The sequence below is a fragment of the Lentzea alba genome (assembly GCF_047445655.1).
In the GTDB taxonomy this organism is placed as follows: Bacteria; Actinomycetota; Actinomycetes; order Mycobacteriales; family Pseudonocardiaceae; genus Lentzea; species Lentzea alba_A.
Genome location: NZ_JAJAEG010000053.1, coordinates 13,167 through 39,755, shown reverse-complemented (window position 1 = coordinate 39,755; position 26,589 = coordinate 13,167). Strand labels below are relative to the sequence as shown.

Here is a 26,589-nt window from a genome sequence, read left to right as displayed (position 1 = left end):
CGGATCCTCGACGTAACCACGTGCTCCGACAACACCATAGTCCAGATGAGGAAAAACGGCGAACCTTTCGCCGCTAAAATGTGACCCAACCGCCCGGTCGGGTCATTTACCCCGTGAAACCACAGGGGTGTTATGGGTCCAAAATGTGCTGCTAGTCGTCTCACTTCGGCCCGTTGCTGGGCTTGCTGGCCCCTTCACCATTCCCGCTGACGGAGCAGCGTTGCACATAACGCACCCCCATCCGGTCCGGGTATCCTCGACATACCCGCCAGGGGTAGGGAAGGTCAGGAGCGATGCACGGGTACACCGCGGACAAGGACGCATACCTCAAGCGACTGCGCCGCATCGAGGGACAGATCCGCGGCCTGCAGCGCATGGTCGAGAACGACGAATACTGCATCGACGTCCTCACCCAGATCTCCGCGGCCACGAAGGCCCTCCAGGCAGTCTCGCTGGGGTTGCTGGACGAGCACCTGAAGCATTGTGTGGCGCAGGCGGCCGCGGAAGGCGGGCCGGTGGCCGAGGCGAAGCTGGCGGAGGCGTCAGCGGCGATCGGGCGGCTGGTCAAGTCGTAGAGGCCCCGCGAGTAACCCGCTGGCGTGATCCGCTAGAGTTCACCCCAGCTACGCCCCCGTAGCCCAATCGGCAGAGGCAGCGGACTCAAAATCCGTCCAGTGTGCGTTCGAGTCGCACCGGGGGCACGTACAGGATGCACACAACGCATCCGATCCTTCCGTGTGCAGGCTGTCGGAGCCGCGCGGGGGGCACGAACAGGAAGCACACGGGCCGTGGTCTGCGGGTTTGTCGCAGGTTGCGGCCTGCTTCGATGGTGCGGCAGTTTGCAGTGTGCCAACGATTGCCGCGACTGTCTCGGCGTCATCCGCAGGTAGCACCACGGTCAACGTCGCTTCGTCTGTCCGGTAGTGGACTTTGACTTGCAGCTGGGTCACTTCGAACAGCCGCGTCAGCAGCTCGCGCGGCGCGCGATGCAGGTTGACGGCGAGATGCGGCAGGGAATCGAGGATGGCGATCTGATCGGCCGCCGGGCGGCTCGGTTCGGCATCGTCCTGCTGATCCAGCGTGGCAAGAGACGCGAGCATCGCCTCCCGCTCACTGTTTAGGTTGTTGTACCGCTGCCGCAGCCCTTGAGTGAAGGGATCGTTGGGGTCTGCGTTTTCCGCCTGGCTGAGCACGTTCTCCTGCTTGCGTACCGTGTCAGCGAGCTTGCGTTGCAGGCGCTGGCGTTCTTCACCTCGTTCACGTTGTGCCGTGTCGTCGACCGCTTCCAGATCGGCCAACAGGAGGTCTCGACGCAGTCGGCCGAAGACGCGTTCGGCGTAGAGCTTGCTGATTTCAGTAAGGACGAGGTCCTCGCGCATGTAGACGGTGGGCGGGTGGTCGGCGTGTTTGTCGGGACGTCCACGGTTGTTGTTCGCGGGGTGGCAGCGGTAGTAGGTGGTGCCATGCCTGGGGTTGCCGATCATGCGCCGACCGCAGTCGCACAGCATGCGTCCGCGCAGAAGGTAGCTGCGCTTTGCCGTGGGGTCCTTCTTCAGGCCGGCGCCGTCTCGTGACCCCTTCTTGTCCCCGCTACGTGCGTTGAACTCATCGAACATCCACTTTGGAATCAACGGCTCGTGTGCGGCTTCGGGGGACCAGACCCACATCTCGGGAGGGTTTGGTTTGTTACGTCCCCCTCGGCTTCGACGAGCGCGGCGGTTGTATACCTGGTACCCCGTGTACTTCGGGTTCTTCAGAAGCTCGGCGACGCTCGACTTCGACCAGGCGTTGCGGGCACGCGTTCCACCTGGCGGCTCGGGAGGTGGGTACTGATCGAGGTTCTGGTTGAGGCGTTCGGCGATGGTGTCGAATCCCAAGCGCTCGTGGTAGCGCCACTTGGCGATCAGGGTCACGGTCTCTGCGCGGACGCCATCGGGTTCCAGGCGTGTCTTCGTGATGCCTTTATTCGCCCGGACAGGGTTCGGGTGTCGGAGGCGCTTTGCCTTGTAGCCGTATGGCGGTTTGCCGATGTTGTAGCCCTCGCGCACGTGAGTACACGTGCCACCCCATGACAGTTCGAGCATGTTGAGTACTTCGTACTCGGCGACCGACTGGTTGATGCGCCGTTGGAGGATCTGCTGCGCGCGACCGCCGGAGAGCATGATCGGCTCGTTGGACGCGAATACCGGAACCTCGGCTTGTTCCAGCTCGCGTTCGACGGAGAGGCCCTCGTACATGCGGCGGGCAAGGCGCGACATGGACTCGCAGATAACGACATCGAACCTTCGTGCCGGACGTTTTGCCTCCGTGAGCAGGTCGGTGATGCCGCCGTCGCGTGCGATCGGGATGTCGAACCGCTCGTAGTCAGTTCCTCGTCCTCGGCGTTCGAGCTCCATACGGCCGGACTCGACATCGTAGAAGTGGCAGACGATGACCCACGAAGGTGGGATAGCGAACTTCGAGCGCTCCAGCTGGCGCAGAAGCGACTGGCGAGGATCTTGATGTTCTTCGGTCGACGTGCGGCCAACCCAAGCTACCCGTACTTCCTTGGCGTGTAGTGCCAGCGGGAGCCCGAACGGTGATACGGCCAAGTCGCTCAGACCAGTCCGTCCTGTGGTCTCCAGGGCGCTTGGGAACGACCTGGGTTCAGAGGCGTTCATGCTGCTGGCCAATCCACTTCGGACTTTATGGCGGTGCGGTCTTCGTGCGCCCACAAAAGAAGATCACGAACGGCGTGCGTGAGTTCGCTTCGCAACCACGCGCCTTCGGAGCCCACAACGGCATCGACTTTCACCGCGAAGGTCCAGCTGAGATTCGCCGTAGCACCGCACTCGTTGCGGGACGTACGTGCCGTATTTGACCTGTTAGGTGGTCCACTTCGATGAGCATGCCTCCGGCCGGCCGGACGTCGGGTTTGTTGCGGTGGCTTGCTGATTGGGGAATCTGTCACGGCGCTTCTCCTGGAGATCATGGCAGCGATGGTCACACGTGGACACCCCCTGTATGACACCTCTGTCCACGACGAGCAGGCAAGCCGTGAAGGCCGTCATCTTCCTGCTGACAAAGGATTTCTGACGGCTTGTCGCAGGCAGAAGACTGGTGTCGCGGACTATCGACTATGTCTTCGTTGTTGTCGGCGCTACTCCGGCACGGCGGATGCCGGGTGGGCCACCCGTTCTGGACGTGTCACCCGTGCTGCCGCCGAACCGTCGGCAGCGCGTGCGTCAGGGGCGCGGTGACACCCGTCAGTGGTAGGCCAGCACCCCGCCTTGGCGACCCGCCGGTTCGCGGTGACGAGTGGCCACCCCGACGCCTGCGAGCCGCTGGCCGGACCGCTGGCGCGGGCGCGGCGAACCAGGGCGGGTGTGTCCGTTTCTCTGGCCGCGTGCTCGAGATCCCTTGCCGCGCGCGGAAGTCGACCCGCAGTCGGTCTGGTGGCCGGGTTCTTCGGCGCGTAATGAGGTCAGAAGCCGTGTGTGCCAAGCCAGCGCGAAGCGCAGGCAGTTGGACTCGCTGCGGTGGGTGGAGGTGCAGCCGGGGGCATGCCGCCCCCTCAGACTCCACGACGCGGAGTCACTGGAGGTGATGGCGTCGGCGTACCGGGCGAGGCCAAGCACCTTGGCGCCGAAAGCGTGGAGCTTTGAAGCCGCGGGCGGCCAACGAGCGCACGATGCGTTCGACCTCGACGGTGTGCTGGCGTCGGCACACACTTCCCACGCCCACCAACGGAAGCGCGGCCAGGTCGACGCCGCGTTCTTCGTACATGTCCGCGCACCGGTGGTAATCGGTGATCGACTGTCCTTGTAGGACAGGTATGAATGGCAGCTCGGGGTCCAGGTCACGCAGCCGGAGGTAGTCGACGACGGTGAGGTGTTGGTGGGTGCGCAGACTCAGGCCGGTGCGGGCGAGAACGTGGTCTTCGGTCATGCGGTCGCGGAGCGCAGCCCAGTCGAGGTTGCCGATCTCGGTGGCATAGCGGCGCACCGCCTTGACGTAGGTGGCGGCGTCGGTGCGCCACCGCCCGTGCAGCGACAGTTCCGTGAAGCCTCCCGAGTCCAGGGCCCACGAACTGCTGGCGCGGGGAAGCGTGCGGCGGCCGGTCAGGCGCCGGTGGCTGACCAGGAATGGCACACCGAGGTCGCGCGCCAGCCAGGACGGTTGATGGGTTCCCAGGTAGAACTTCACGGGCGCGCCACCTCCCGGCGGGTGGTCACGCTCGCGATCTGAAGTGCGACAAGGGTGAGAAGCGTGGCGACCACTTTGCCGACGATCTGTCCTGGCACGGCAGTGAAGCTGCCGAAGGCCAACGGCACGAACAGGGCGCTGTCGACCACGAGGCCGCCCGTGTTCGATGCCGCGACGGCTCCCAGCCGGGAGCTGTCGCGCAGCCTCGTGTAGATCAGCGCGTCCACGATCTCCGACGCGGTGAACGCGACGACACTGGCCACCGCGATCTGCGGGGAAGCCAACACGACTGACAGCCCCGCTCCGGCTGCGATGCCCACGGCCACTCCGCGGGCACCGAGCCGATCGTGCACGAGGTCGCGCGCCGTCAGGCTCGTTCCCGCGAACACCGTGCCCGCCGGAACGACCAGTCCGCCAACGACAAGCGGCGGCCAATGCACCGAGGCGATGTTCGCGGCGACGACCGAGAGCAGATATCCGATCATCGCCGCCGCGGCCCACCCCGCGTGCCGCGAGCCCACTACTCGTGCCCACCGGTTCGGCGGTGCCAACACCAACTGCGGCGGTGATGTGTTCGCGGTACTCATGCCGCACGCTCGCGGTGTCCGTGATCCACAGCGGTGACCGGCTCCCCGGATCGACACGACCACGGCGAGCATCCATCGGGGTCGCCGTCCTCCTCCACGCCGTGCGCCGAGTCCGTGGTGATCAGCCGCAAATGCTTCTTGGTCCTCGACTTCGCGGGCGTGTCAAGGTCGACCTGGTCCAGCGGCTGGCAGGAGCGGTGCAGAAAGTACTGGCCGCGCAACTCCTGTCCCTGCTTGGTTGCGTGCGGGTAGCCGTGGCGGATGGCGCGGTCAAACCCGACCGCCTCGGCCCAGCCGTCCGGGTCGTTGTCGCGCACCCAGAGCCAGCCCGCGTTGCCGTGGAACGGGCACCCGACACAGGCTGACTTCACGGTTTCCCCGAAGCCTCGTTCGGCGAGAAACTCCATGCACCGTGCCCGATCGAAGCCGAGATCGATCAGCGGGAAGACGTTGCGCAGGAACCGCAGCCCGGAGTCCTTCGCGCGCGTGAACTCATCGGTGCTGATCCCGATCGCCTGCTCGGCGTAGACCCCGCGCGGCACCCGTCGCGGATGCGGGTATCCCAGTAGCTCCCGCGCGGCCTTCTTTAGCGGAGTGATCTTGTACTCCGCAGTACATTGCCTCCTCGCGAGCCCTCGCGACCCGTCGGGGTTGAGGGTGTGCAGGGGCATGGACACGAAGCGGTGGCGGGGATCGAGGGCGTCGGCACGGATGTTCCCTGCTGAGACCTGACGCACCGGGATACCGTGTCTCTCGGCGTGCGCTGCCAGGCGATCGAGGTTCGCGTAGACGGCGCGCGGCTCCCAGCCGGTGTCGGCGAACAGGGCGACGTCGAAGGGTGGGATCTCGCCTTCGCACGCCAGCAGCAGCACGGTCGTGCTCTGCACTCCGGCGCCCAAGGACAGCAGTCGCAACGCGGGCCCAGGGTCCGGCACCGCGAAGTTGGTCGTGGTCATGCCGCGGTTACCTCCTGCCCGGTCGGTGACCGGTGGTCGGTGTCGGTGTTGATGTCGAGGAGTTCGGCGAGGTCGGCCAGCAGCAGGGCCACCGCGTAGGCGGCCTGCTGGGGAACCACGCCGTTGCCCAGGGCCCGCAGCTGCGCGGTGCGGGGCAGCGGAAGGTGTGTGACCCAGCCTTCGGCCAGCCCCATGAGGTGCTCGACGAAAGCGGGCGCGAGGACCGGGCGGCCGTGGTTGCCGGGCTGAGTCGGGTGTGGTGTCGGGCGGCCCAGCACCGCTTCCCAGCGGCGGATCGCCGCCTCGTAGACGTCCCAGTTCACCGGCGGCGACTCGACGCCGGACGCCGGACTCGTCTCGATGTCGGGGTCTGCAACCGCTACGAGATGTCGTCGCTCTCGCTGTCCTCGGCCCGGCGGTGCGCCGGCGGGGTCAGCAGGCGAATGACCGCCGAGGGCAACATCAGGTCGCCCTTGGACCCCCGCTGCGCCGGACAGCCCTTCGTCCCGTCCGTCGCTCGCGGCGTCGGCAGGAATGCCTCGGGGTCCACCAGCGGGAGCACCTGCTGCGACAGCGGTGGCCGGAACCCCGTTCCGGCCCTGCGACCCGCCGTCCCGGTGTCCGACGCTCGCGGAGTCGGCAACAACCGAAGCCGATCCAGCAGTGACGGACCGCCCTGCCTGCTGGCGGCACTGATGCCATTGGAGGAGCCGTCGTGCGCGGTCGGCGTCGGCAGCATCTCCGCCTCGTCGACCAGGGGCGGGCTCGCGCAGCCATGCGAGCAGGAACACCCGCTCGCGGCGGTGCGCGGCTCCGACGTCCGCGGCGCGGACGCTACGCCAGAGCGCGTCATACCCCGCTTCGGCCAGGTCGCCGAGTACACGGTGGAGTCCTCCGTTGCGCCAGCGAAGCGCGGCGACGTTCTCCACCACGACGAGCGCGGGTCGTAGTACGCGAAGACCTGCCACGATGTCGGCCCACAGTCCACTGCGGACTCCCTTCTCGATGCCCGCCCGCTTCCCGGCGGCGGAGATGTCTTGGCAGGGGAATCCCGCGACGAGCACGTCGACCGGCTCGACTGCGGCCCAGTCGATGTGCCGCAGGTCGCCGAGGTTCGGGATGCCCGGTGTGCGGGCGTCAAGGATCTGGGCGATGTGCGGGTCGGGGTCGGCAACCCACGCGATCCGGCCGCCGCCGAGGGCGGCCAGGACGCCGAGGTCCAGGCCGCCGTAGCCGGTGCACAACGAGCCCACGACCGGACCGGACCCGGTAATAGGGCGGTCCCGCCGCCCCGGCCCCGGCGTCTTTGCCGGGACCGGGACGAGAGTGAGCGGACGTGCCGCCCGCTCACGGTGCGAGCGCTGTGAACGGCGTGTCATGCCGCCTGGCCTCGCTCACCCGCACCGTCACGCGCGGCTACTGCGGATCGCGCGGAGCGGTACTGTCGGAGGTCGACCACGTCGCCCGTCAAGGTGTCGGCCGTTGTGCGTCCGGCGGACTTGTGCAGGGCGGTGCGGAAGACGAGGACGTCCTCGTGGGCGATCAGGTGCAGGGGCAGTCCGGCCTCGCGCTGCTTGCGGATGAAGTCGCGTTGGAAGAACGACCCGCGGGCCACGAGGTCGGTTTCGGCGGCGCGGGCGAGCAGTGCGACGTTGCGCTCGACGGGGATCAGGCCGGCCGCGCGACCGCACGCGAGGATCTGTGAGGGCAGGTCGATCAGCTCGGCGTGTTCGCGCCACGGGCGGATGGTGATCGCGATGTGTCCGCCCGGCTTCAGAAAGGTGCGCAGCGCCGCGAGGATCCTGGTGAACCCGGCCAGCAGCCGGTGGTGGCCGATGTTGGCGAGATTCCCGCGGTCGAGGGTGTTGCCGTAGAGGTGGTGGTACTTCTGCACCCCCGCGCCGGGCGCGACCGACACCTGCCCGTGGGTCGAGGGACCGTAGGGCGGAGAGGTCACCACCAGCGCTGCCTGCCCGACGTACTCGGGTGGCAGCAGCGTCACGAGCTGGCGGGCGTCACCGTGGTACACCCGCGCGTCGATCCCCTCCTCACCGCCGACGCCCTGTTCCCGCGCGACGTCGAGATTTGCGTTCGCAACCTCGACCCAGTGGGGTTCGTACTCCACGCCGACGGCGCGGCGGCCGAGGCGGACGGCTTCGACGAGGGTGGTGCCGATGCCGCACATCGGGTCGAGCACCAACTCGCCCGGCTTCGTGTAGTGGGTGACGGCGTGGCGGACGACCTCGGGCAGCATCTTGGCCGGGTGCGCGGTCGACTCGGGCGTGTACTTGTCCTTGCGCTGGGCGGCCGGCGACGACTGCGCGGTCGTCCACACCGACACCGCGGGCTGCTCCGCGGCGGTCTTCTGCTTGCCGCTGTCCACAGAGTTGTCCACAGTGGTGGGTGGGGTGTCGAGCGCGGCGATGAGCGCGCGCGGGATGCGCTGGGTCGGCTCGTCGCCGACCGCTGCGGCGGCCGAAGCGGAGGACTCGGCGGTGGGCTGACGGATAGCGTCGTGCGTCACGGGTGTGCCTTCCTGGGGGTGTGGTCCGGGGTGGGCGAAGTCGTCGTTCGACGCGGGCCTGGCGTGGCGGTCATCGGAGGTCTTCGGGCTGCGAGACCATGTCCACGAGCGCACTTGGCGACGCTGCGGGCGTCGGCTGGTGGTCGTGCGGCTGGGCGAAGACGAGCACGTCGGAGTGGATGCGCCGATGCGGCGCGGGCAGTCCGCGCACGACGGCACGGTGGCGCGTTCGCGCGTCAGCGTCGTCGGTGTCGTGGTCACCGACGTTGCCGCCGGAGTGGTCGTTGGACTGCGTGTCGGCGAAGTGGAACCGGCCGCCGCGGACGGGTGCGTGCAGGGCGACGATGTGCTGCAGGTAGAGCAGGTCGGCGTTCTGTCCGGCGGTCACCACAGCGCCCGTGGGATCGGTCAACTCGCCCGACGTCCAGTCACAGTGCGTGAGCACGACGAGGATGCCGCCGACCCGGAGACGCCGCGCCGCGTAGAGCGCCACGAGGTCCGCGCTCTGGTTGCCGGACAGGTGCGGCGGCAGGCTCGCCACGATCAGGTCGGCAGCGTCGCCGGGGTTCGTCACCTCGTCCGGAACGGACACCGCGACGGCGGCCTCCGGCGCGGCGGGGATGGTCTCGGGAGCCAGGTCCACGCCGCCGACGAGGTCGGCCCAGAACGGTCGGGACGCCGGTCCGGTCGACGTCGGGTCGACCGGAATGCGTTCGACGCGCGCGGCGCGGTCGAGACGCTCGACGACGGCGATGGTGTCGGCCAGATCGGGGTCCGGCTCGGTGCCGGGCGCGTGGTCGATGACGCCGTCAGCACCGACCACACCGAGCGCCGGACGGACGCGCTCTGGGGTCGGCCAGTCCAGCAGCACGACTCGTTCGGCGGGCTTGCTGAACGAGGTGACGATCCGCTCGACGAGAGCCGCGAGCCACGTGGCGGCGAGGTCGATCGGTGCGGTGCCGGCTGTCCAGACGGTCGCCGGAGTCGGGGTCGAGGCCGACCCGCGCGACCGCGATCGGCCGGTGCCGGGGGCGGACTTCGCGGGCTTGCCGGGGCTGACGCGTGTGGTGGTCGGGGCGGTCGGCCACGGTCGGCGGTCCCCGCCCCGGCGCCCGCGAGGCCGGGCCGGAGCCGGATGGGTGGAGTCGGTGCGCCGTCGAGGCGAGCGGCGAGCGGAGCTGTCGGGCTGGGTCACGGGTGTCCCTTCGCCAGGCTGGGTGCGCCTGTCGGTGTGAGGCGCTGATGACACTCCTGAACTCCGAAATACGACCCCTTTGGGGACACGCTCCCGGCAACTTTCTCAACCCCGATTCACGGCCACACGAATAGGCCGGAAAGGTTCGCGCGCGCGTACCCGCGCAGAGTAGGGCGGCGGGTCTACAAGAGTGGCCGAACGCTTTTTCTGATCCCGCCGAAGATCGCGAGTGACGTAGTCGGGTAGCAGCGGGTGACGGCGCGCTCACAGCTATGACCAAACTGGTACCAAACTAGTACAGCGACCACGTAATGCCAGCTAGAACGGTATTACCGACACTACGACTTCGATCTTTAACTTACTCGCCCGATGATCGACAAAGAGGCGCTAAGCGGATCTTGTGACATCTGCTGCGCAGGGTTGATGATCGCGGTACCTCTGCGGTACTAGTTCGGTACCAGTTTGGTTATCGGTTGGTACTACCCACCGTGGCGTCCTGGGCAAGTCGTTGATTCCGACTTGCTTTCGGGAGCCATTCCATGAGTTCACGCGAAGCTTTTCCGCGCTCGGGTTTCGAGCGCGATTCCATGCCCCTGGACGCGGCGCGGTCGGCGTTCGAGTGGCTGGTCGCCGGACCGAATCCGGTGTCGGTGGACGGCCGGTTGTTCCCCGGTCTCCCGGCACGGCGGGTGCCGTTGAACGAGCTGCGCGACCGGCTGCTGCGCCGCCGCTGTCCGCAGACACTGCGCGATGCGGCGTGGGCACACCTGGTCCTGCTCGCCCGCACCGAAGGTGGCACCTGGACCGTCGGCGCGGTCGGTGTCGCGCTGCCCGCACTGACCTCCATCGCCGCCACCTTGTCGGCGAAGTTCGCCGGTGACCCGAGCGACATCCACGCCGCGGTGCTCGCCGGGTTCGTCGCCGAACTGGGCGAGATCGACCTGCGCCGCCCGCGCGTCATGTTGCGGCTGCGGTGGGCCGCCTACCGCGCCGGCCACACCGCCGTGCGCGAGGCACTGGACGCGCCGGTGCCCTCGGGACACGGGTTCCGCTCGACGATGCCGCCGCCCCCGTGGGGCCACCCCGACTTCGTCCTCGCCCGCGCCGTCGCGGACGGTGCCATTACCTCCACCGAGGCCGAACTCATCGGCTCCACCCGGCTGGAAGGCGTGCCGCTAGCCGACGCCGCGGCCGAGCGCGACCTCTCCTACCAAGCAGCGAAGAAGGCACGCCAACGCGCCGAGCGCCGGCTGGTCGCCTACCTGCTCGACGACAGCAGCGACACCCCGCACGCCGGTCCGCACGAGGGCGATGTCGCGACCCAAGTGGCCGATGCCGTGACCATCACCGCCGCTGCCGAGCGCTCTGCCCGGCCGACCGCGCTGTCACACGGTGTCACTGATTTGGCTACGCGCTCGGCGAAGAAAGTCGGCGATCGCGTGTCCCCGCAGGGCCGATTTTCCGGAGTTCAGGGGTGCGGGAGGAAACCAGCCACCCCCGCGCACACCACCTCTTCGCCCACGCCGCATCCCGAGTCCACACAGCACTCGGGCGAGCGGCTGTCGGGCACGACTCCGGGAGTGTCGCGATGCGCCTGACTCGTACCCCTGTTCGTCCTCACAACCCCCGCTGGCCCGGTGACCACCGGCCTCACCGCGGGCCCGTCCTCAGTCGCTGCGAGGCGACCTCGCGAGCCCACACGCCGATGTGCATGGTCCCGCTGCAGCCGACCTGCGACAGCACCACACATCCGACCTCTGAGGGGCGCAGCGGCCGTCGCCGCAACCTTCGTCGATGTGTGCTGCTGGTCGCGGAGCTGGTCGTGGTGGCGCTGCTGGCCTCTGGGGCGACGGCTCACGCCGACACCGTGGTGCTCGCGATCGCGGGCAGCGTCGACGAGGTCCTGACCAACATCCGCAACTGGCTGATGGGCATCCTCGCCGGGCTGGCGACGGTGTTCCTCACCATCGGCGGCGTCCGCCGCGTGTTCGGCGGCGGTGACCCCGGCGAGCAGGAGAAGGCCAAGGAGTGCTTCAAGGCGGCCGGGATCGGCTACGCCCTGGCCGCGCTCGCACCACTGGTCGTCTCCGTGCTCAAGGGCATCGTGGGGGCCTGACCGATGCGCCCGCCGAACAGGCCGGTCAGGTCTGCCCCACGCCGCACATCGGTCGGCGCCACCGTCGGCTCGCTGCACGACACGACGCCCACCGCGCGAAGCAGGTCGGTGTCGGCGAACTGCCGGGAAATGCTCGCGCCTCCGGCCACGAGCCCTCGGCCGACCCGCCGGACCGGGCGCCCCCTTCGCTCCACGCGGAGCCGGGCGCTGGTGGCGTTGGCGCTGAGCCTGGCCGTCCTGTTGGGTGGCACCCTCGCCTCGGCGGCGTTCGGTCCCGACTCGGGTACACCACTGGCCCCGGCTGCCGCGGCGCAGCCCGCGCCGCCGACCAACCAGCCCCCAATCCCGCTTCCGCTTCCGACGGGCGACCCGGACCCCTGTGGTCCGGGCTCGGCGCCGCTGCCGATCTGCACTCTGCCGACGCCGACGACCACTCCGCCCAAGCCGCCGTGCACCGGCGAAGGCTGCATCCCGCAGCCCGGCACCACCACCGCGCCGCCGACCAGCCCCGGTACCGGGCGACCCGGTCAGGGTGAGGAGACCGCGGACGACTGCGGGATCACCGACATCGGTGCCTGCGTCACGGAGGCCATCAACGCCTTCTTCAAGGGCATCGTCACTGAGGCGCTCAACCCGCTGCTGGATCTGTTGTCCAAGACGTTGCTGACCACGCCGATGCCGGACTCGCTGCCGCGGGTGGGTGAGCTGTGGGACAACTCCTGGCAGATTCTGCTGGTCTCCTACGGCCTGCTCGTACTCATCTCCGGCGTCATCGCGATGGGGTACCAGAGCGTCCAGACCCGACACTCCATTAAGGAACTCACGCCGCGTCTCGTGGTCGGGTTCCTGGCCGGCGCGCTGAGCCTGTGGGTGGCGACCAAGGGCATCCAGATCGCCAACGCGGGCGTCGAGGCGATCATGGGCGGCGGAGTCGACGCCGGCACCGCCAGCCAGACACTGCGCGATCTCGTGCTCAACAGCTTCACCGGCGGCGTCTGGATCGACATCCTCGGGCTCTTCCTTGTTGGGATGCTCGTCGCGCTGCTGGTCGTCTACGTGGTGCGCGTGGCGCTGACCATCATCCTCATCGTCGGTGCCCCGCTCGCGCTGATGTTCCACGCACTGCCCCAGACCGAGGGCATCGCCTACTGGTGGTGGAAAGCCTACGGCGGCTGCCTCGCCATCCAACTCGGACAGAGCCTGACCCTGATCACCGCGCTGAAGGTGTTCCTGGCCCCCGGCGGGTTCACTCTCTTCGGCCCGACCGCTTCCGGAGCGGTCAACCTCCTGGTCGCCCTCGCGCTGATGTACATCCTGTTCAAGATTCCGTTTTGGGTGCTGTCGTCGGTGCGTGGCGGTAACGGCAGGAGCGGCCTGATCGGGTCTCTGGTCAAGGGCTTCCTCGCCTACAAGACCTTCGGTCTGCTCAGCGGTAGCGGCGGCGGCAAGAGCTCGAAGCCTCGCCCACCGGGCGGCGGCCGGGGCGGCAACGGCGGCAGGGGTTCCAGCGGTTCGTCCGACCCGTACGCCACTGCACGCACCACCGCGAACGGGCAGTACGTCCTGCCGCTGCCCGGTGTGCGCCGGACCCGCCCGACGGGCAAGCCAGCGCCGAAGTCGAAGGCCGGTCCGGCGCCGAAGTCCTCCGGTCCGCAGGGCCGCCAGCTGACGCTGCCGTTGGGTGACGACTGGGCGGAGAACAAGCCGGTGCTCGGCCGCGACGGTCAGTACCGGCTGCCCCTGGACGTCCAGCGCACGACGCCGCCACCGGCCTCGCCCACCGGGACCAACACCGGTGGTCGTCGCACCCGCACGTCCGCGGGCAAGCAGCTCGAGTTGCCGTTGGACCCCTACCGGGGCAACCGCCCGAACCGGGCCGGGCAGTACCCGCTGCCCTTGGACGGGGTGCGTCGAGTGCCGCGCCCGGCGAGTCCGCCGCCTGCACCGAGCCCACGCCCGAGCGGGCGTCGGGTGGTCCAGCCGGAGCTGCCCTTCGACCCGTACAAGGGCAACCGGGCTACCCGCAGCGGTCAGTACTCGCTGCCGCTGGACGGCGTGCGCCGGACTCCGGCGCCCAAGCCCGCGCCCGCTCCGCCACCGACGGCCTCGCCTCGCCCGGCACCGCGCGCGGGACAGCAGTTGCGGTTGCCGCTGGATCTGCCCAAGACAGCCAAGCCGCCGACGACGCCGGTCTTCAGCTCACCACCGCCACCGCCACCGGCGCGGCCGAGTCCTAAGCCAGGAGGTAAGTCCTCATGACCGCTCCCGTTCGTATCCCGGCCGATGTCGACATGCACGACCGTGTCCTCGGGCCGCTGACCGCGCGCCAACTGGCCATCCTCGCCGCCGCCGGGGCGGTGCTCTACCTGATCTGGGCGGCCACACGTGCCTTCATTCCGATCCCGGTGTTCCTGGCCTTCGCCGTCCCGGTCGGCGCGGCCTCGACGATGCTCGCGCTGGGCAAGCGCGACGGAGTTCCGATGGACAAGCTGCTCGTCGCCGCGATCCGCCAGCGGGTCGCACCCCGCCACCGGGTCGCCGCGCCCGAGGGCGTGCGCCCCGCGCCTGCCTGGCTCACCCCGGACACCGACCGCACCGCACGCCAGACCGCCGGGCGCCGCAAGAGCGGCAAGAGCCGGGCCGGACAGCCCGAGCAGGTGTCGCCCTCGGCGTTGCGGCTGCCAGCCGAGGCCGTCACCGAGACCGGTGTCGTCGACCTCGGCACCGACGGCCTGGCGGTGGTCGCGGTCGCCTCGACGGTGAACTTCGCGCTGCGGACCCCGAACGAGCAGGAAGCGCTGGTCGCCTCCTTCGGCCGCTACCTGCACTCCCTGACCGCCCCGGTGCAAGTCCTCGTGCGCACCGAACGCCTCGACCTCTCCGCCCAGATCGCCGAGCTGCGCGAGCGGGCGGGTGGGTTGCCGCACCCGGCGCTAGAAGCCGCCGCGGTCGAGCACGCCGACTACCTGGTCCAGCTCGGGCAGCAATCCGACCTGCTGCGCCGCCAGGTGCTGCTGGTACTGCGCGAGCCGCTCGGCGTCGCGACCCCGACCGACGGCTTGGGCGGGCCCGGCCCGCTGGCCGTGCTCGGGTCGATGGCGGGCAAGCGCCGCAAGCAGGCGGGCGAACAGATCGACGCCGGTGCCCGCCGGGCCGCCGAGTCGCGTCTGGTGCGTCGTCTCGGCGAGGCGATCGAGCTGCTGTCCCCGGCCGGGATCGTGGTCACCCCGCTCGACGCGGGGCAGGCAACGGCGGTGCTGGCCTCGGCCTGTAACCCCGACAGTTTGCTGCCGCCTTCGGCGGGACTGGCCGGCGCGGACGAGGTCATCACCACCTCCGGCGCGGACCTCACCGAGGACGACTTCGACGACAGCTCCTTCTTCGCCCAACCGGCGCCCAGTCGTGCGCCGTCGGGGCGGTCCGAGGACGGCGACGACTACGGGGACGACTGGGACTACGAGGACGACGACTACCCGGACGACTACGAGGACGAGAGGGGTCGGTCCTGATGGCCTCCCGCACACGCAAGACCCGCGGCAACCCGACCGCCCCGGCGGACTCGTCGGCGGCTGCCGCGTTCACCCCCGACGCTCTGTCGGTGGCCGCGCGGCACCTGGAAGTCGGCGGCGAGTGGGTCTCCAGCTTCGCCGTGGTCGGCTTCCCGCGTGAGGTGCACCCCGGCTGGCTCGCCCCGCTGCTGACCTACCCCGGTCGTCTCGACGTGTCGGTGCACATCGAGCCGATCGACCCGGCAACCGCCGCCTCGCGGCTGAAGAAGCAGCTCGCGAAATTGGAAGCCGGGCGGCGGCACACCGCCGAGCACGGCCGCCTGTTCGACCCGCAGGTCGAGGCCGCCACCGAGGACGCCTACGACCTGTCCTCCCGCGTCGCCCGCGGGGAGGGAAAGCTGTTTCGGGTCGGGCTGTACTTGACCATCCACGCCGCTTCGGAGAAGGCGCTGGCCGACGAGGTGGCCGCGCTGCGGTCGCTGTGCGCGAGCCTGTTGCTCGACGCCAAGCACACTACCTACCGGTCCCTGCAGGGCTGGGTATCGACGCTGCCGATGGGCCTGGACCTCATCGGGATGCGCCGGACGTTCGACACCTCGGCGTTGGCGGCGGCGTTCCCGTTCACCAGCCCCGACCTGCCCGCCCCGGACCCGACCAGCGTGGCCGCGCCGTCCGGGGTGCTCTATGGCTACAACGTCGGCTCCCAAGGTTTGGTGCACTGGGATCGGTTCGGCGACGGGATGCACAACCACAACTCCGTGATCCTCGGCCGCTCCGGCGCGGGCAAGTCCTACCTGGTGAAGCTGGAGCTGCTGCGCAGCCTGTACCGGGGCATCGAGATCGCCGTCGTCGACCCCGAGGACGAGTACGCCCGCCTGGCCGCCGCGGTCGGCGGAACCTACGTCCACCTCGGCGCGCGCGGCGTTCGCCTCAACCCCTTCGATCTGCCGATCCACACCCGCGCCGACGGCCGCCGCACCGCACCGAAGGACGCGCTCGTGCGGCGCAGCTTGTTCCTGCACACCGTCATCGCCGTCCTCGTCGGTGGCGAACTGGAGGCGGCGGAGCGGGCAGCGTTGGACCGGGCGATCGCCGCGACCTACCAGAGCGTCGGGATCACCGCCGACGCTCGCACGTGGACCCGGCCGGCCCCGACTTTGCGAGTCTTGCGGGACCAGCTCGCAGGCGCCGGACAGGCTGGCGACCGGGCCGCTAGTGAGCTGGCGGCGAGGCTGCACCCGTTCGTCGAGGGCGCGTTCAAGCAGCTGTTCGACGGACTCAGCAGCGTCAACCCCGAAGGCCACCTCGTGGTGTTCAGCCTGCGTGACCTACCCGACGAGCTCAAGGGCATCGGCACTCTGCTCACCCTGGATGCGGTGTGGCGGCGGGTGTCCACCCCGGCCATCCGCCGCCCGCGCCTGGTCGTGGTGGACGAGGCGTGGCTGCTGATGAAGGAGAAGTCCGGCGCCGAATTCCTGTTCCGCATGGCCAAGGCATCCCGCAAGCACTGGGCCGGGTTGACCGTGGCGACCCAGGACACCGCCGACGTGCTCGGCAGCGACCTGGGCAAGGCCGTCGTGGCGAACGCGGCCACCCAGATCCTGCTGCGGCAGGCGTCGCAGGCCATCGACGAGATCACCCAGACCTTCGACCTCTCCGCTGGGGAACGCGCGTTTCTGCTCTCGGCTGACCGTGGCCAGGGCCTGCTGTCGGCTGGCACCCAGAGGGTGGCGTTCCAGAGCATCGCCTCGCCCACCGAGCACTACCTGGTCACCAGCAACCCGGCCGAACTCGCCGCCTACGCCGACACCGCCGAACCACTCGACGAGGCCGACGCCGCGTTCGTCGACCTTGGCTTCGACGGAGACGAGTTCGGCTCCGACTCCGGCGACGACCAGATCCACCTCGACGCCGCCTGAGCGGGCGCGCACCACACCTCGTACGCACATCTCCCGTGAAGGGACTCGTTCATGCTGCCCCGAACACTCACCTGGGCACCGCCTGCCCTCGACCAGCCACCGGATACACCCCTCCTCAGCACCGCACCCACGCACTCGACGGCCCCTGTCGCCGCCGGGTGGCTGGAGGAGTACCTGCGCGATCCCGGCGGCGCGCTGCTCGCGCTGCTGGCCCGCCTGCGGGACATCGCCCTCGACTGGGGCCCGGTCGCGGCCCCCGTCCTCGCGGTGCTCACCACCGGGATCGTGCTCGGCCGGCGGTGGTGGGCCCGACGCTGCCACGAGCTGCTGCGCGCCGACGCCCGTCAGGTCACCGTGCTCGCCCCGCCCACAGTCGATCCCGCCGGCGGGGCCGCGTTGTGGTCCAACCTCGTCGGTCTGCTGCGGCCCGGCTGGCGGCGGGCGTTCACCGGCCAACCGCACGTCGCGTGCGAGTACGTGTTCTCTGAGGCCGGGGTCGCGATCCGGCTGTGGGTGCCCGGTGTCATCCCACCCGGCCTGGTCGAACGCGCCGTGGAAGCGGCCTGGCCGGGCGCGCACACCCGCGTTGGCCCGGCCGAGCCACCACTACCGGCACCGGGTGAAGGTCAGCGGCGCCTGGTGGTCGGCGGCGAGCTGCGGCTGGCCCGTCCGGAGGCGTTGCCGATCCGCAGAGACTTCGACGCCGACCCGATCCGCGCGCTGATCGGTGCGCCGGTCGGGCTCGGCCGTGAGGAGTACGCCTGCGTGCAGGTGCTGGCCCGCCCGGTTACCGGACGCCGCGTCCAGCAAGCCCGCCGCGCCGCCCGCCGAGTCCACACCGGCGGCTCAACCAGGCTGGTCGGCCGTCTGCTCGACGCGATCACCCCCGGCACCGGCAGCCGCCACCGCCGCGCGGCGGTGGCGGCGAGGACGAAGACAGGGGCCTTGCACAGCGACCCGCAGACCTCATTGGAATATTCCGCACAGAACCGCGCGATCGTCGGCAAGCAGCGCGGCAGCCAGTTCGAGACGGTCGTCCGCTACGCCGTGGCGACCCTTCTGCCCTCCGACGCCGACGAGGGCGAGGTTCGCCGAGCGCGGGACGTCGCCCGCGGCCGGGCCCACGCTCTGGCGGCCTCGTTCGCCTCCTACACCGAGCACAACCACTACACCCGTAACCGCGTCCGCCGCCCCGGTGCCGTGGTGGACTCACGGCGGCTCGGACGTGGCGACCTGTTGTCCGTGCCTGAGTTGGCGGCGATCGCGCACCTGCCCACCGACGAGGCCATCCCTGGTATTCAACGCGCCGGAGCCCGCGCCATCGCACCCCCACCGGGGATCGCCACACCGGGGCCGGAGGCCAAGCCGATCGGGGTCACAGACACCGGCCACCAGCGCCCTGTCGCGCTGCGCGTGCCGGATGCTCGGCACCACCTGCACGTCATCGGCGCGACCGGCTCGGGTAAATCGACCCTGCTGGGAAACATGATCCTGGCCGATGCCGAGGCCGGCCGCGGGATCGTGCTGATCGACCCCAAAGGCGACCTCGTCACCGATGTCCTGTCCCGCCTGCCGAAGTCGGCTGCCGATCGAGTGGTGATCTTCGACGCGGACAGCAAGTCGCGACCGCCCTGCCTGAACCCGCTCGATGGTGGGGAGACCGACCTCACGGTGGACAACCTCGTCTCGGTGTTCCGGCGGGTGTACTCGGCGTTCTGGGGCCCGCGCACCGACGACGTCATGCGCGCCGCCTGCCTCACTCTGCGCAGCCAGGAAGGCGTCGCCACCTTGGCGGACCTGCCCAAGTTGCTGGCCGACGAGGCGTTCCGCAGCCGGGTCACCGCCGGAATCGCTGACCCCGTGCTGCGTGGCTTCTGGTCTTGGTACGAGGAACTCACCGACTCCTCCCGCTCACAGGTCATCAGTCCGCTGATGAACAAACTGCGCGCGTTCCTGTTGCGTCCGTTCGTCCGCGACGCGATCGCGGGCGGTCACTCCACAGTGGACATGAGCCAGGTGCTCGACGGCGGCATCTGCCTGGTGCGCATCCCGAAGGGCTCACTGGGCGAAGAGACCACCCGGCTGGTCGGGTCGCTGGTGGTCGCCCGGACCTGGCAGGCGACCACCGGCCGGGCGCGGACCCCGCAACGGCAACGCCGGGACGCCTCGATGGTGATCGACGAGTGTCACAACTTCCTGAACCTGCCGTACCCGATCGAGGACATGCTCGCCGAGGCTCGCGGTTTCCGGGTCGCGATGACCCTGGCCCACCAGCACCTCGGCCAGCTCCCCCGCGAACTGCGGGAGGGCATGTCCACCAACGCCCGCTCGAAGATCTTCTTCAACGCGAGCCCGGAGGACGCGCGCGAGCTGTCCCGCCACACCGCGCCGCGGTTGTCCGATCACGACCTCGCCCACCTCGGCGTCTACCACGCCGCCGTGCGCCTGGTGCTCAACGGCGAGGAAGCCCAACCGTTCACCATGCTCACCCAGCCCCTCCCGCCCGCCGTCCCCGGTCGAGCACGGGAGATCCGCGGCGTGGCGCGCCGCACTGCTCGCACTCGCGCGACCGAAGCCGCCACCGGCGGGCCCGCAACCATCGGCGCCCGGCCGCCTCGCGGCTCGTCGGGCCCGTCGCGACCCGCGGACCGGAGCGAGCCCGTCGCGCGCCCGCGTAGCGCCGACCCCCGCCGCAACGGCTGACCGCACCCCTCTTCCGCCCTTCCACCTGTCCATCACGCCCCGGCGCACCGCGCGCCGGGGCGACTTCGCCCTGCCCAGTCGGAGGCGCCCGCCATGATCACCAACCCCACCCGCCAGCGCGCTTTGCGCGGCCACAAGCCCACCCGACCCACTCCCCGTGTCGCGAACACCGCCGAGCACCAAGCCGTGCTGGCGTGGCGATTGACCCCGCGCGACAAGTGGATCGCCCGGATGCTCTGGGAACACAAAGTCCTCACCGCACACCAGATCACCGCCCTGGCCTTTCCCAGCTTCCGGTCCGGGCGGATGCGGCTGCGCGAGCTCTACCTGTGGGGTGTCGTCGACCGGTTCCAGCCCTTCGTCACCCTCGGCACCGCGCCCATGCACTACGTCCTGGCGCCCACCGGCGCGGCCGTGCTCGCCGCCGAGGACGGCCTGGATATCAAAGAACTCGGCTACCGGCACGACCGGGTCTTCGGCGTCGCCCACAGCTTGCGCCTGGCCCACACCGTCGGCGTCAACGAGTGGTTCACCGCCCTGGTCGACCGCGCCCGCCACCCGCACCCCGGCGAACAGGTCGCGCTGGTGGCGTGGTGGTCGGAGACCCGCTGCGCGCGCCACTTCGGCGACCTGATCAAACCCGACGGCTACGGCCGCTGGAGATACCACGACCAGCACGGTGGTCAGAGCAACGACCGGCAGGTGGAGTGGTTCCTCGAGTACGACTTCGGGACCGAGCCGCTGAGCAAGCTCGCCGGGAAACTGGCCGGCTACGCCGCACTCGCGCAAGCCACCGGCATCACCACGCCGCTGCTGGTGTGGCTGCCGACTTCGCGGCGCGAGGCCGCCGCCCGCCGGCTGCTGGCGAAGGCGTGGCGTGAGCTCGACGACCGGCGCTCGGTGCCGATCGCCACCGCGGCGGCCGAGCTGCTCAACCCCGAGGCCGTCCACCCGAGCCCGGCCGATGAGGTCTGGCTGCCGCTCAACGCCCCTGCCGGAGCGTCCCGGCGAGCGCTGTCGGGATTGCCCGACGCCTGGCCGCACGTGCCGCCGCCGGTCACGCCCACCGAGGAGACCCCGGCGGGAGTCGACTCGCCGCAACCGATGTCGCCGCCACCCTCGCCGATGCCGCCCACCGCGACCAGCCCACGGGCGCCACGCGGGGCTGGCCGGCCGGGGAGGTGGTGAGAGCGTGCTCGCCAAGATCGCCATCGGGGCCGCGGCCATCCTGCTGCTCATCCCCGTCATGATCGGTCAAAGCGTGAGTGCTGTGGTGGACGCGCTGTTCGGCAGCTCCTCGAACACCACCATCGACTGCACGAAACCGATCGCCGACATCCCGCCCGAGTACTGCCTGCTCTACGTCACCGCCGCCCCGGACTGCCCCGGCCTGGACTGGACCGTGCTCGCCGCGATCGGCAAGGTCGAGACCGACCACGGCCGCCTGAAGGCACCCGGCGTGACCGAGGGCGAGAATTTCGCGGGGGCCGGCGGGCCGATGCAGTTCCTCGCCCCGACCTTCAATGGCGTCATCGCCGTCCACCAGATCCCGCCGGGCGGCGCCAGCCCGCCCTCGCGGTACAACCCGCACGACGCGATCCACGCCGCGGCCCTTCTGCTGTGCGACAACGGAGTTCGCCGGGGCGACCTGCGGGCGGCGATCTTCGCCTACAACCACGCCGACTGGTACGTCGACAAGGTCCTCGAACAGGCCGCGAAGTATGCCGAGGCCGCCGCGACCAGCGTCGGCAACGGCGACTGCAACGCCATCCAAGCCCCCAACGCCATTACCCTCGCCGCGATCAACTACGCCTGCGGGCAACGAGGACTGCCCTACGTGTGGGGCGGCAACGGGCCCGACGGCGGACACGCGGGCTTCGACTGCTCCGGACTGACCACGGCCGCTTACGCTGCTGCCGGAGTGAAGCTGCCGCGCACCGCCCAGACGCAGTTCGACGCGGGCCCGCGCGTCCCGGCCGGGCAGCCGTTGTTGCCGGGCGACCTCGTCTTCTACGGCACACCCGGCAATATCCACCACGTCGGCCTCTACATCGGCGGCGGACTCATGATCAACGCCCCGACCTTCGGCCAACCGGTACAGATCGACAACTACCGCTACAACGGTGACGACTACGCTGGGGCGACCCGCCCTGCAGGATCCGTCGCGGTGGTCTAAGGCACGACAACCAAGATGGGCATTTCCGCGAGTATTTGGGCGTTGCATGAGCCTTTGCCCAGGGGACGCGGAAGATCGACATGGGTGTGGGATCGTGGCGGCATGGGGCACTACTCAACCCTTCACATCGGCCGAGCTCAGGTGTTCTGGGTCAGGGACGGGTACGACCCTGACCTCGTCGCGCTGTTCACCGAGGCCGACCGGCGCTATGAGGATGAAGAGTACGGTTACCGCTCCACAGCCGCCCAGATGCGCGATCGCCTGCAACTCCACGGTTTCACGGCAATGCACGCAAGAAGGGAACTTGACCGCGCTGTCGGTGAGTGGCGCAAGGAGGTGGACTCCGGCGATCCAGTTCCGCCTGATTCGGACGAACTAATCGAGACGTACCGAAAGATCCTCGATGTACCAAAGGACGATTTCGACTTCCCCGCGTGGAGCTCCTACCTCGAAATTCAGGAGCCGTCGGAGATCTTCTTCCATCTAGACATCCGGGCCCTGCTTCGGCTTCTGCTCGACATGATGCCGGACAGCACCGAGGTCGTTCTCGACCTCTCCCAACTCATCGGGTGTTGCGTCGAACTGGATCCCACAGACGCCATAGCCGAACGGGCTCGCACTGAACAGCGTGCCAAGCTCGCAGCCGACGCTCCGCTTATCGTTCTCACCGAGGGAACCACCGACTCAAAACTGCTGTCGCTGGCGTTGGAAGTGACACATCCCCATCTCGTGGGGATGGTCAACTTCCTCGACTTCGGCGACCAAAGACGACCCGAAGGCGGAGTCGGTGCTCTGAGCAACACTGTCAAAGCGTTCGTCGCGGCGGGCGTGGCGAACAGGTTCGTCGCACTGGCGGACAACGACGCGGCAGCCTATGAGGGGCTGGCAGGCTTGAAGTCCAGCCGCGATCTGCCGGCGACGTGCAGGATCGTGCACTACCCCGACCTTGAACTGTTGGAGGACTACCCGACTTTGGAGCCGTATTCGGCTGAGACCGTGCGTGCGAATGTCAACGGCAGCGCAGGCTCACTGGAGATGTACCTCGGAGTTGACGTGCTCACCAGTGCTGGAAAACTCGCACCCGTTCAATGGACGAGCGACCTGCGGAAGATGCACCGACGCCAAGGCTCCCTGCTTGATCATGACAAAAGACGAGTACAGAAAGCCTTTCGCAAAAAGGTGCGGCATGCCCATTCGAAGGGATCGAATGGCATGGACTGGACGGGCGTGCGCGCGATCATCGAAGCAATCATTCACGCCTTCGACTAGCCACACCGCTCACAGGATTCTCGTCAACTTCAACCAGAAGACATGATCAAGGCGTGTATTCAAAAACCAGCGTGGTCAACTTAAGAATCGTGCTCATCTCCGCGCAGAACGTTCAGCGGCATGAACGGTTCGGGTTCGCCCATACCCACGCCGACCTTGGCGGCGAAGGGCTGGCCGTAGGGGTCGACCAGCACGATCCGTTGGGTGAACAGCGGCGGCGAGACAGTGTCGAGGGTGATGATGTTGTGGTCGCTGGCCAGCTCGAAGAGCGTGTTCATCACCTCGCGGCTGGTGGTGCGGTCCGGATCGGTCTCGACCGACAGGCCCTCGACCCGGATCTCCAGCAGCCGCTGTTGGGGCAGCACGGTGATGCGGGTGTGGATGTGGTCGGGAAGTCCGCCGTCCTCGCGTAGCTCGGCGATGTCGGCGGACAGTGCCACGGCGATCGCCTCCAACCGGTAGCCGCGTTCGATCTCGACCCGCGCGCCCCACACAACCTGCAGGTCCGCCGGGACGTCAGGTTCAGCCATGACGAGTCCTTCGTGAGTGAACGCCGTCGGACCGCCGCCACGGTCGGGCGGTCCGACAAGGCGTTTGTGCCTCGGGAGTGATGTCGAGTGGTGGGTGCTGGACTACCGGTCCCGCCGGGTGCGGAGGTCGGCGCGCAGGTCGGCTAAGGAGCGGCCGTCGGAGGTGCGTCGCCATGCGCTCCAGCCGTGGTGGTGTTTGCCGCTCAGGGCGGTCGCGGCGGCCGACGGGGTGGCGAAGACCCGCTCGCCGTCGGCGAGCAGGAAGGTGCCGTCGAGCCGCAGTCGAGCGGTGTGGCGTACCTCGCCCGCGCAGCGCTCCCACACGAGTTCCTCGCCGTAGGTCACCAGGTCGGCCGACATCAGGTCGCTCAGGACCGTGCCCGCCCAGCGCAACGGCGAGGATCCGGGACGTTCGGAGGTCAGCACCGCCTCCCGGCTGAGCGTCTCGGCGGCGTCGATGTAGAGGCGCATCGCGGCGGCCACCGTGGGGGCAAGGGCCCACGGCCAGCGCTCGTCCAACCCCGCCCAGCGCCCGATGGGCATCCACCGGCCTCGATAGGCCAGCAGCACCTCCAGGTCGGCGACGTGATGGTCGTCCGGCCTACCGAGGTCCTGCTCGGCTGGGAGTGGGCGCATGACGAGGTCGCCGTCGTGGAGATCTGCGGGTGGCCGGTCGGCGAGCCAGGTCCCGGCGAACAAGGCGACCTGTCCGGCGGTGTCGGGATCGACTTCGCCCAGGACGTCCACTGCGAGCACGAGCATCGCCCAGGCGTTGCCCGGGACGCGCATCGGTGTGGGGCCCAGCGACGGCACGAGCACGGTCGCGTCGGCAGGCAGCCCTTCCCACCGCAACAACGCCGTCTCTTCGTCGGGTTGTGGCGTCGCGGGATGCGTTCCGGGGTCGTCGGGTAGCGGGGCGACGTTCGGCGCGGTAGCAGCGGGCTGGTGGGGCGGAACGGCATCGGATTCGATGGTCATGGCGGTGCCCTTCAGGTCGGGGTGATCGCACGCTGGGAGCGTTGTCATCGGCGCAGGACGTTCACGCGCTCGCCGCCGAGCAACGGCTTGTCCTCCGGACCGGCGAAGTGCGGGTCGATCCAGATCGGACGGTGGTCGTTTCGGCTGGGGTAGTACTGGTTGCGCCAGTGCCCCCGCACGATCCAGCGGTGCCGGTACTCACGCGTGCCCTTGCCGAAGTCGTCGTCGGCGCGGTCGGAAGGCTCAGTGCGAGCACGCCGCAGGTCGATGTAGCGCACGGTGGGATCGAGCACCGGGTCGAGACGTTCGATCCGACGCCGGGCAGCGCGCGGCGCGGTCATCTGCTCCGAGCGCACCAAGGTCTGCCCCATCAGCAACCATGTCGCGAGGATGGTGCGCTGCAAAGAGATCCTGGCTTCGATGTCGCGAGAGGACTCGGCTTCGGAAACTCCGCCCGGCCAGCCCTCCATCTCGGTGAACTCCATCGGCGTGAGCGCGCACCACTCGTACCCGTGCGGCGGGACGAACGACGGCGGCACCGGAGCACGTTCGAGATTCGGCAGAAACGTGGCGAGAACATGATCGGCGACCTGGTCGGCGGTCTCGTCACTGTCGGAGGGCTTGTTCTCCGGAGTCGGCTCGGGCAGGTCCCGCGCGGCGGCCGTTCTCGCTCGCTCCAGCACTTCATCACGGGGAAGCTGCGCGAGAGTGCGTCCGATACGGACGATGCCTTGCTGTGACGGGGAAGTCGTCGCCCAGGTGTGCACCCACAAGCCGCCGCGCCCCGGACCCCACGTGACAACCGAGACCGCGTTGTGACGTGCGGCAGCCGTACCTTCCACAGGCGGGTGCTCGTAGGCCATGACCCCGATCTGCGCGGGCAGGTCCTCCGGGTGCAACCGGTAGTCGGTCAGCGTCTCGGCGGCGTGACAGGCGAGGTCGGTCATGTCGGCGGAGACGTAGAACAACTCCGCCGCCGGAAGCTGGACCGCCAGCGTTCCGGCGATGGTGGCTCCCACATCGTCGACTCGATCGAACACCCGTGATTCGGTGGCACCGTCAGGACTCGGTCCCAGGAAGAAGCGGAACCAGTTGCCCGCGCCGTCAAGCGTGGGGTCGCGAGCCCAGTCGGTCATGCGTGCGCGGATCTCGGGCACGTCCCGCGCCGTCACGGCGATCACGCTGCGCTCCTGCGTTCCGTGGCCTCGCCGATGCGCCCAAGGTGCGAGTCCGAGCTGTGAGCACCGCGGTCCCGCCACGGCCGGCGCGCGGGTGTGGCGAGTTCGTTCAGATTGTGCACTCGGTCAACCCCCTTTGATTCCAACAGTTGTGGTCGGGTCGACGTGTATGGACGCTTCGTGCGCGCGGAGGTGTCAACGCCCGTGGGTGGTACGGGCGCGAAGTGGACCGGTTTGCACTAACGACGTAACGCGACGCGGGCGTATGTCCACAGGAGACAAGGTGTTTTCGATGTGCCGCTTGACTTCATGCGCTGAAGGAAGCGTCCATAGTCGTGCGGCCCGACACACCACCGGATGCGCACCGGGGGCCGCACCCGCTCCGGCCGGGGCATGACCACCCAATCCGAAACGTCACCACTGCGAGGTAGTCATGTCCACCAACCGCACCCTTCGAGCCGTCCCGAATTCGGCGACCGACACGGCGAAGCCGCGCACGGAGACCGAGGAGAAGCTGTGGCAGGCACTCCGGGACAACCCCGGCAGCACCGCCACCGCCCTGTCCACCGCTGCCGGAATCGGCAAGTCGACCGCACCCAAGATCCTCGCCCGCTGGGAGAAGGACGGCCTCGTTACCCGCACCGCCGGGATCGCCGATGGCGGTTCCCGCCCCGCCGACCGCTGGTCCATCACCACGGACGACCAGCCCACGGACGACCAGCCCACGGACGACCAGCCCACGGACGACCAGCCCACGGACGACC

The 26,589-nt window shown here is 69.2% G+C and carries 22 protein-coding genes, 1 tRNA gene and 1 pseudogene; 14 read left to right on the top strand and 10 right to left on the bottom strand.

Going from position 1 to position 26,589, the window contains the following annotated elements; genetic code table 11:
* Positions 1-293: 293 nt before the first annotated feature.
* From LFM09_RS47175 to LFM09_RS47160, 4 genes are all read left to right on the top strand, one after another.
* Complete coding sequence (locus tag LFM09_RS47175; RefSeq protein WP_045314461.1) at positions 294-575, top strand: metal-sensitive transcriptional regulator; 282 nt, start codon at positions 294-296, stop codon at positions 573-575.
* 52 nt (positions 576-627) lie between these two features.
* Positions 628-701, top strand: a tRNA-Leu gene (locus LFM09_RS47170).
* A 222-nt stretch (positions 702-923) separates the two neighbouring features.
* Positions 924-1,121, top strand: a complete 198-nt coding sequence (locus LFM09_RS47165; RefSeq protein WP_414103187.1) for a hypothetical protein — start codon at positions 924-926, stop codon at positions 1,119-1,121.
* Between the two features lie 24 nt (positions 1,122-1,145).
* Positions 1,146-1,574 carry a hypothetical protein gene (locus LFM09_RS47160; RefSeq protein WP_414103186.1) on the top strand — a complete coding sequence of 143 codons (429 nt, stop codon included), beginning with the start codon at positions 1,146-1,148 and terminating at the stop codon, positions 1,572-1,574.
* On the opposite strand, the pseudogene LFM09_RS47155 reads toward LFM09_RS47160, so the two are convergent.
* From LFM09_RS47155 to LFM09_RS47125, 7 genes and pseudogenes are all read right to left on the bottom strand, one after another.
* Positions 1,458-2,396: pseudogene (locus LFM09_RS47155) on the bottom strand (recombinase family protein); the annotation flags it as partial. The gene LFM09_RS47160 and the pseudogene LFM09_RS47155 sit on opposite strands and share 117 nt — an antisense overlap.
* 1,177 nt (positions 2,397-3,573) lie before the next feature.
* Positions 3,574-4,185 (bottom strand): hypothetical protein, encoded by a 612-nt coding sequence (locus tag LFM09_RS47150; RefSeq protein WP_414103185.1) that lies wholly within the window; start codon positions 4,183-4,185, stop codon positions 3,574-3,576.
* Positions 4,182-4,772 (bottom strand): VUT family protein, encoded by a 591-nt coding sequence (locus tag LFM09_RS47145; RefSeq protein ID WP_414103184.1) that lies wholly within the window; start codon positions 4,770-4,772, stop codon positions 4,182-4,184. The genes LFM09_RS47150 and LFM09_RS47145 overlap by 4 nt, the downstream gene beginning before the upstream one ends.
* A complete protein-coding gene (locus LFM09_RS47140) occupies positions 4,769-5,728 on the bottom strand; it encodes a hypothetical protein (RefSeq protein WP_414103183.1) in 960 nt (319 codons plus the stop codon). The genes LFM09_RS47145 and LFM09_RS47140 overlap by 4 nt, the downstream gene beginning before the upstream one ends.
* Positions 5,725-6,981, bottom strand: a complete 1,257-nt coding sequence (locus tag LFM09_RS47135; protein ID WP_414103182.1) for a DNA cytosine methyltransferase — start codon at positions 6,979-6,981, stop codon at positions 5,725-5,727. The genes LFM09_RS47140 and LFM09_RS47135 overlap by 4 nt, the downstream gene beginning before the upstream one ends.
* A gap of 122 nt (positions 6,982-7,103) precedes the next feature.
* On the bottom strand, positions 7,104-8,252 hold the full coding sequence (locus LFM09_RS47130; protein ID WP_414103181.1) for a TRM11 family SAM-dependent methyltransferase: 1,149 nt from the start codon (positions 8,250-8,252) through the stop codon (positions 7,104-7,106).
* 70 nt (positions 8,253-8,322) lie between these two features.
* Positions 8,323-9,447 (bottom strand): hypothetical protein, encoded by a 1,125-nt coding sequence (locus LFM09_RS47125; RefSeq protein ID WP_414103180.1) that lies wholly within the window; start codon positions 9,445-9,447, stop codon positions 8,323-8,325.
* 539 nt (positions 9,448-9,986) lie between these two features.
* Here LFM09_RS47125 and LFM09_RS47120 point away from each other — a divergent pair.
* The 9 genes from LFM09_RS47120 (at position 9,987) to LFM09_RS47080 (ending at position 23,139) form a co-directional block, all read left to right on the top strand.
* A complete protein-coding gene (locus tag LFM09_RS47120; RefSeq protein ID WP_414103179.1) occupies positions 9,987-11,045 on the top strand; it encodes a hypothetical protein in 1,059 nt (352 codons plus the stop codon).
* Positions 11,046-11,245: 200 nt separating this feature from the next.
* A complete protein-coding gene (locus LFM09_RS47115) occupies positions 11,246-11,563 on the top strand; it encodes a pilin (protein ID WP_414103178.1) in 318 nt (105 codons plus the stop codon).
* A 210-nt stretch (positions 11,564-11,773) separates the two neighbouring features.
* Positions 11,774-13,822, top strand: a complete 2,049-nt coding sequence (locus LFM09_RS47110) for a hypothetical protein (protein WP_414103177.1) — start codon at positions 11,774-11,776, stop codon at positions 13,820-13,822.
* On the top strand, positions 13,819-15,072 hold the full coding sequence (locus LFM09_RS47105; RefSeq protein ID WP_414103176.1) for a PrgI family protein: 1,254 nt from the start codon (positions 13,819-13,821) through the stop codon (positions 15,070-15,072). The genes LFM09_RS47110 and LFM09_RS47105 overlap by 4 nt, the downstream gene beginning before the upstream one ends.
* Positions 15,072-16,991, top strand: a complete 1,920-nt coding sequence (locus LFM09_RS47100; RefSeq protein WP_414103175.1) for a VirB4 family type IV secretion system protein — start codon at positions 15,072-15,074, stop codon at positions 16,989-16,991. Before LFM09_RS47105 ends, LFM09_RS47100 begins: the two co-directional genes overlap by 1 nt.
* Before the next feature lie 51 nt (positions 16,992-17,042).
* Complete coding sequence (locus LFM09_RS47095; RefSeq protein WP_414103174.1) at positions 17,043-19,694, top strand: helicase HerA domain-containing protein; 2,652 nt, start codon at positions 17,043-17,045, stop codon at positions 19,692-19,694.
* Between the two features lie 93 nt (positions 19,695-19,787).
* Positions 19,788-20,882, top strand: a complete 1,095-nt coding sequence (locus LFM09_RS47090) for a replication-relaxation family protein (RefSeq protein ID WP_414103173.1) — start codon at positions 19,788-19,790, stop codon at positions 20,880-20,882.
* Between the two features lie 58 nt (positions 20,883-20,940).
* Complete coding sequence (locus LFM09_RS47085) at positions 20,941-21,870, top strand: NlpC/P60 family protein (protein WP_414103198.1); 930 nt, start codon at positions 20,941-20,943, stop codon at positions 21,868-21,870.
* Positions 21,871-21,972: 102 nt separating this feature from the next.
* Positions 21,973-23,139, top strand: a complete 1,167-nt coding sequence (locus LFM09_RS47080; protein ID WP_414103172.1) for a HEPN/Toprim-associated domain-containing protein — start codon at positions 21,973-21,975, stop codon at positions 23,137-23,139.
* A gap of 80 nt (positions 23,140-23,219) precedes the next feature.
* Here LFM09_RS47080 and LFM09_RS47075 read toward each other — a convergent pair whose 3' ends face one another.
* The 3 genes from LFM09_RS47075 to LFM09_RS47065 form a co-directional block, all read right to left on the bottom strand.
* A complete protein-coding gene (locus tag LFM09_RS47075; protein ID WP_414103171.1) occupies positions 23,220-23,669 on the bottom strand; it encodes a hypothetical protein in 450 nt (149 codons plus the stop codon).
* Positions 23,670-23,771: 102 nt separating this feature from the next.
* Positions 23,772-24,647, bottom strand: a complete 876-nt coding sequence (locus tag LFM09_RS47070; RefSeq protein WP_414103170.1) for a hypothetical protein — start codon at positions 24,645-24,647, stop codon at positions 23,772-23,774.
* 44 nt (positions 24,648-24,691) lie between these two features.
* The gene (locus tag LFM09_RS47065; RefSeq protein ID WP_414103169.1) at positions 24,692-25,828 is read right to left on the bottom strand and encodes a hypothetical protein; all 1,137 of its coding nucleotides are present in this window, start codon (positions 25,826-25,828) and stop codon (positions 24,692-24,694) included.
* A 430-nt stretch (positions 25,829-26,258) separates the two neighbouring features.
* Between LFM09_RS47065 and LFM09_RS47060 the strand changes: the two genes are divergently transcribed.
* Positions 26,259-26,589 (top strand): MarR family transcriptional regulator (locus LFM09_RS47060; protein ID WP_414103168.1); only part of this gene is annotated, 331 nt, incomplete at its 3' end.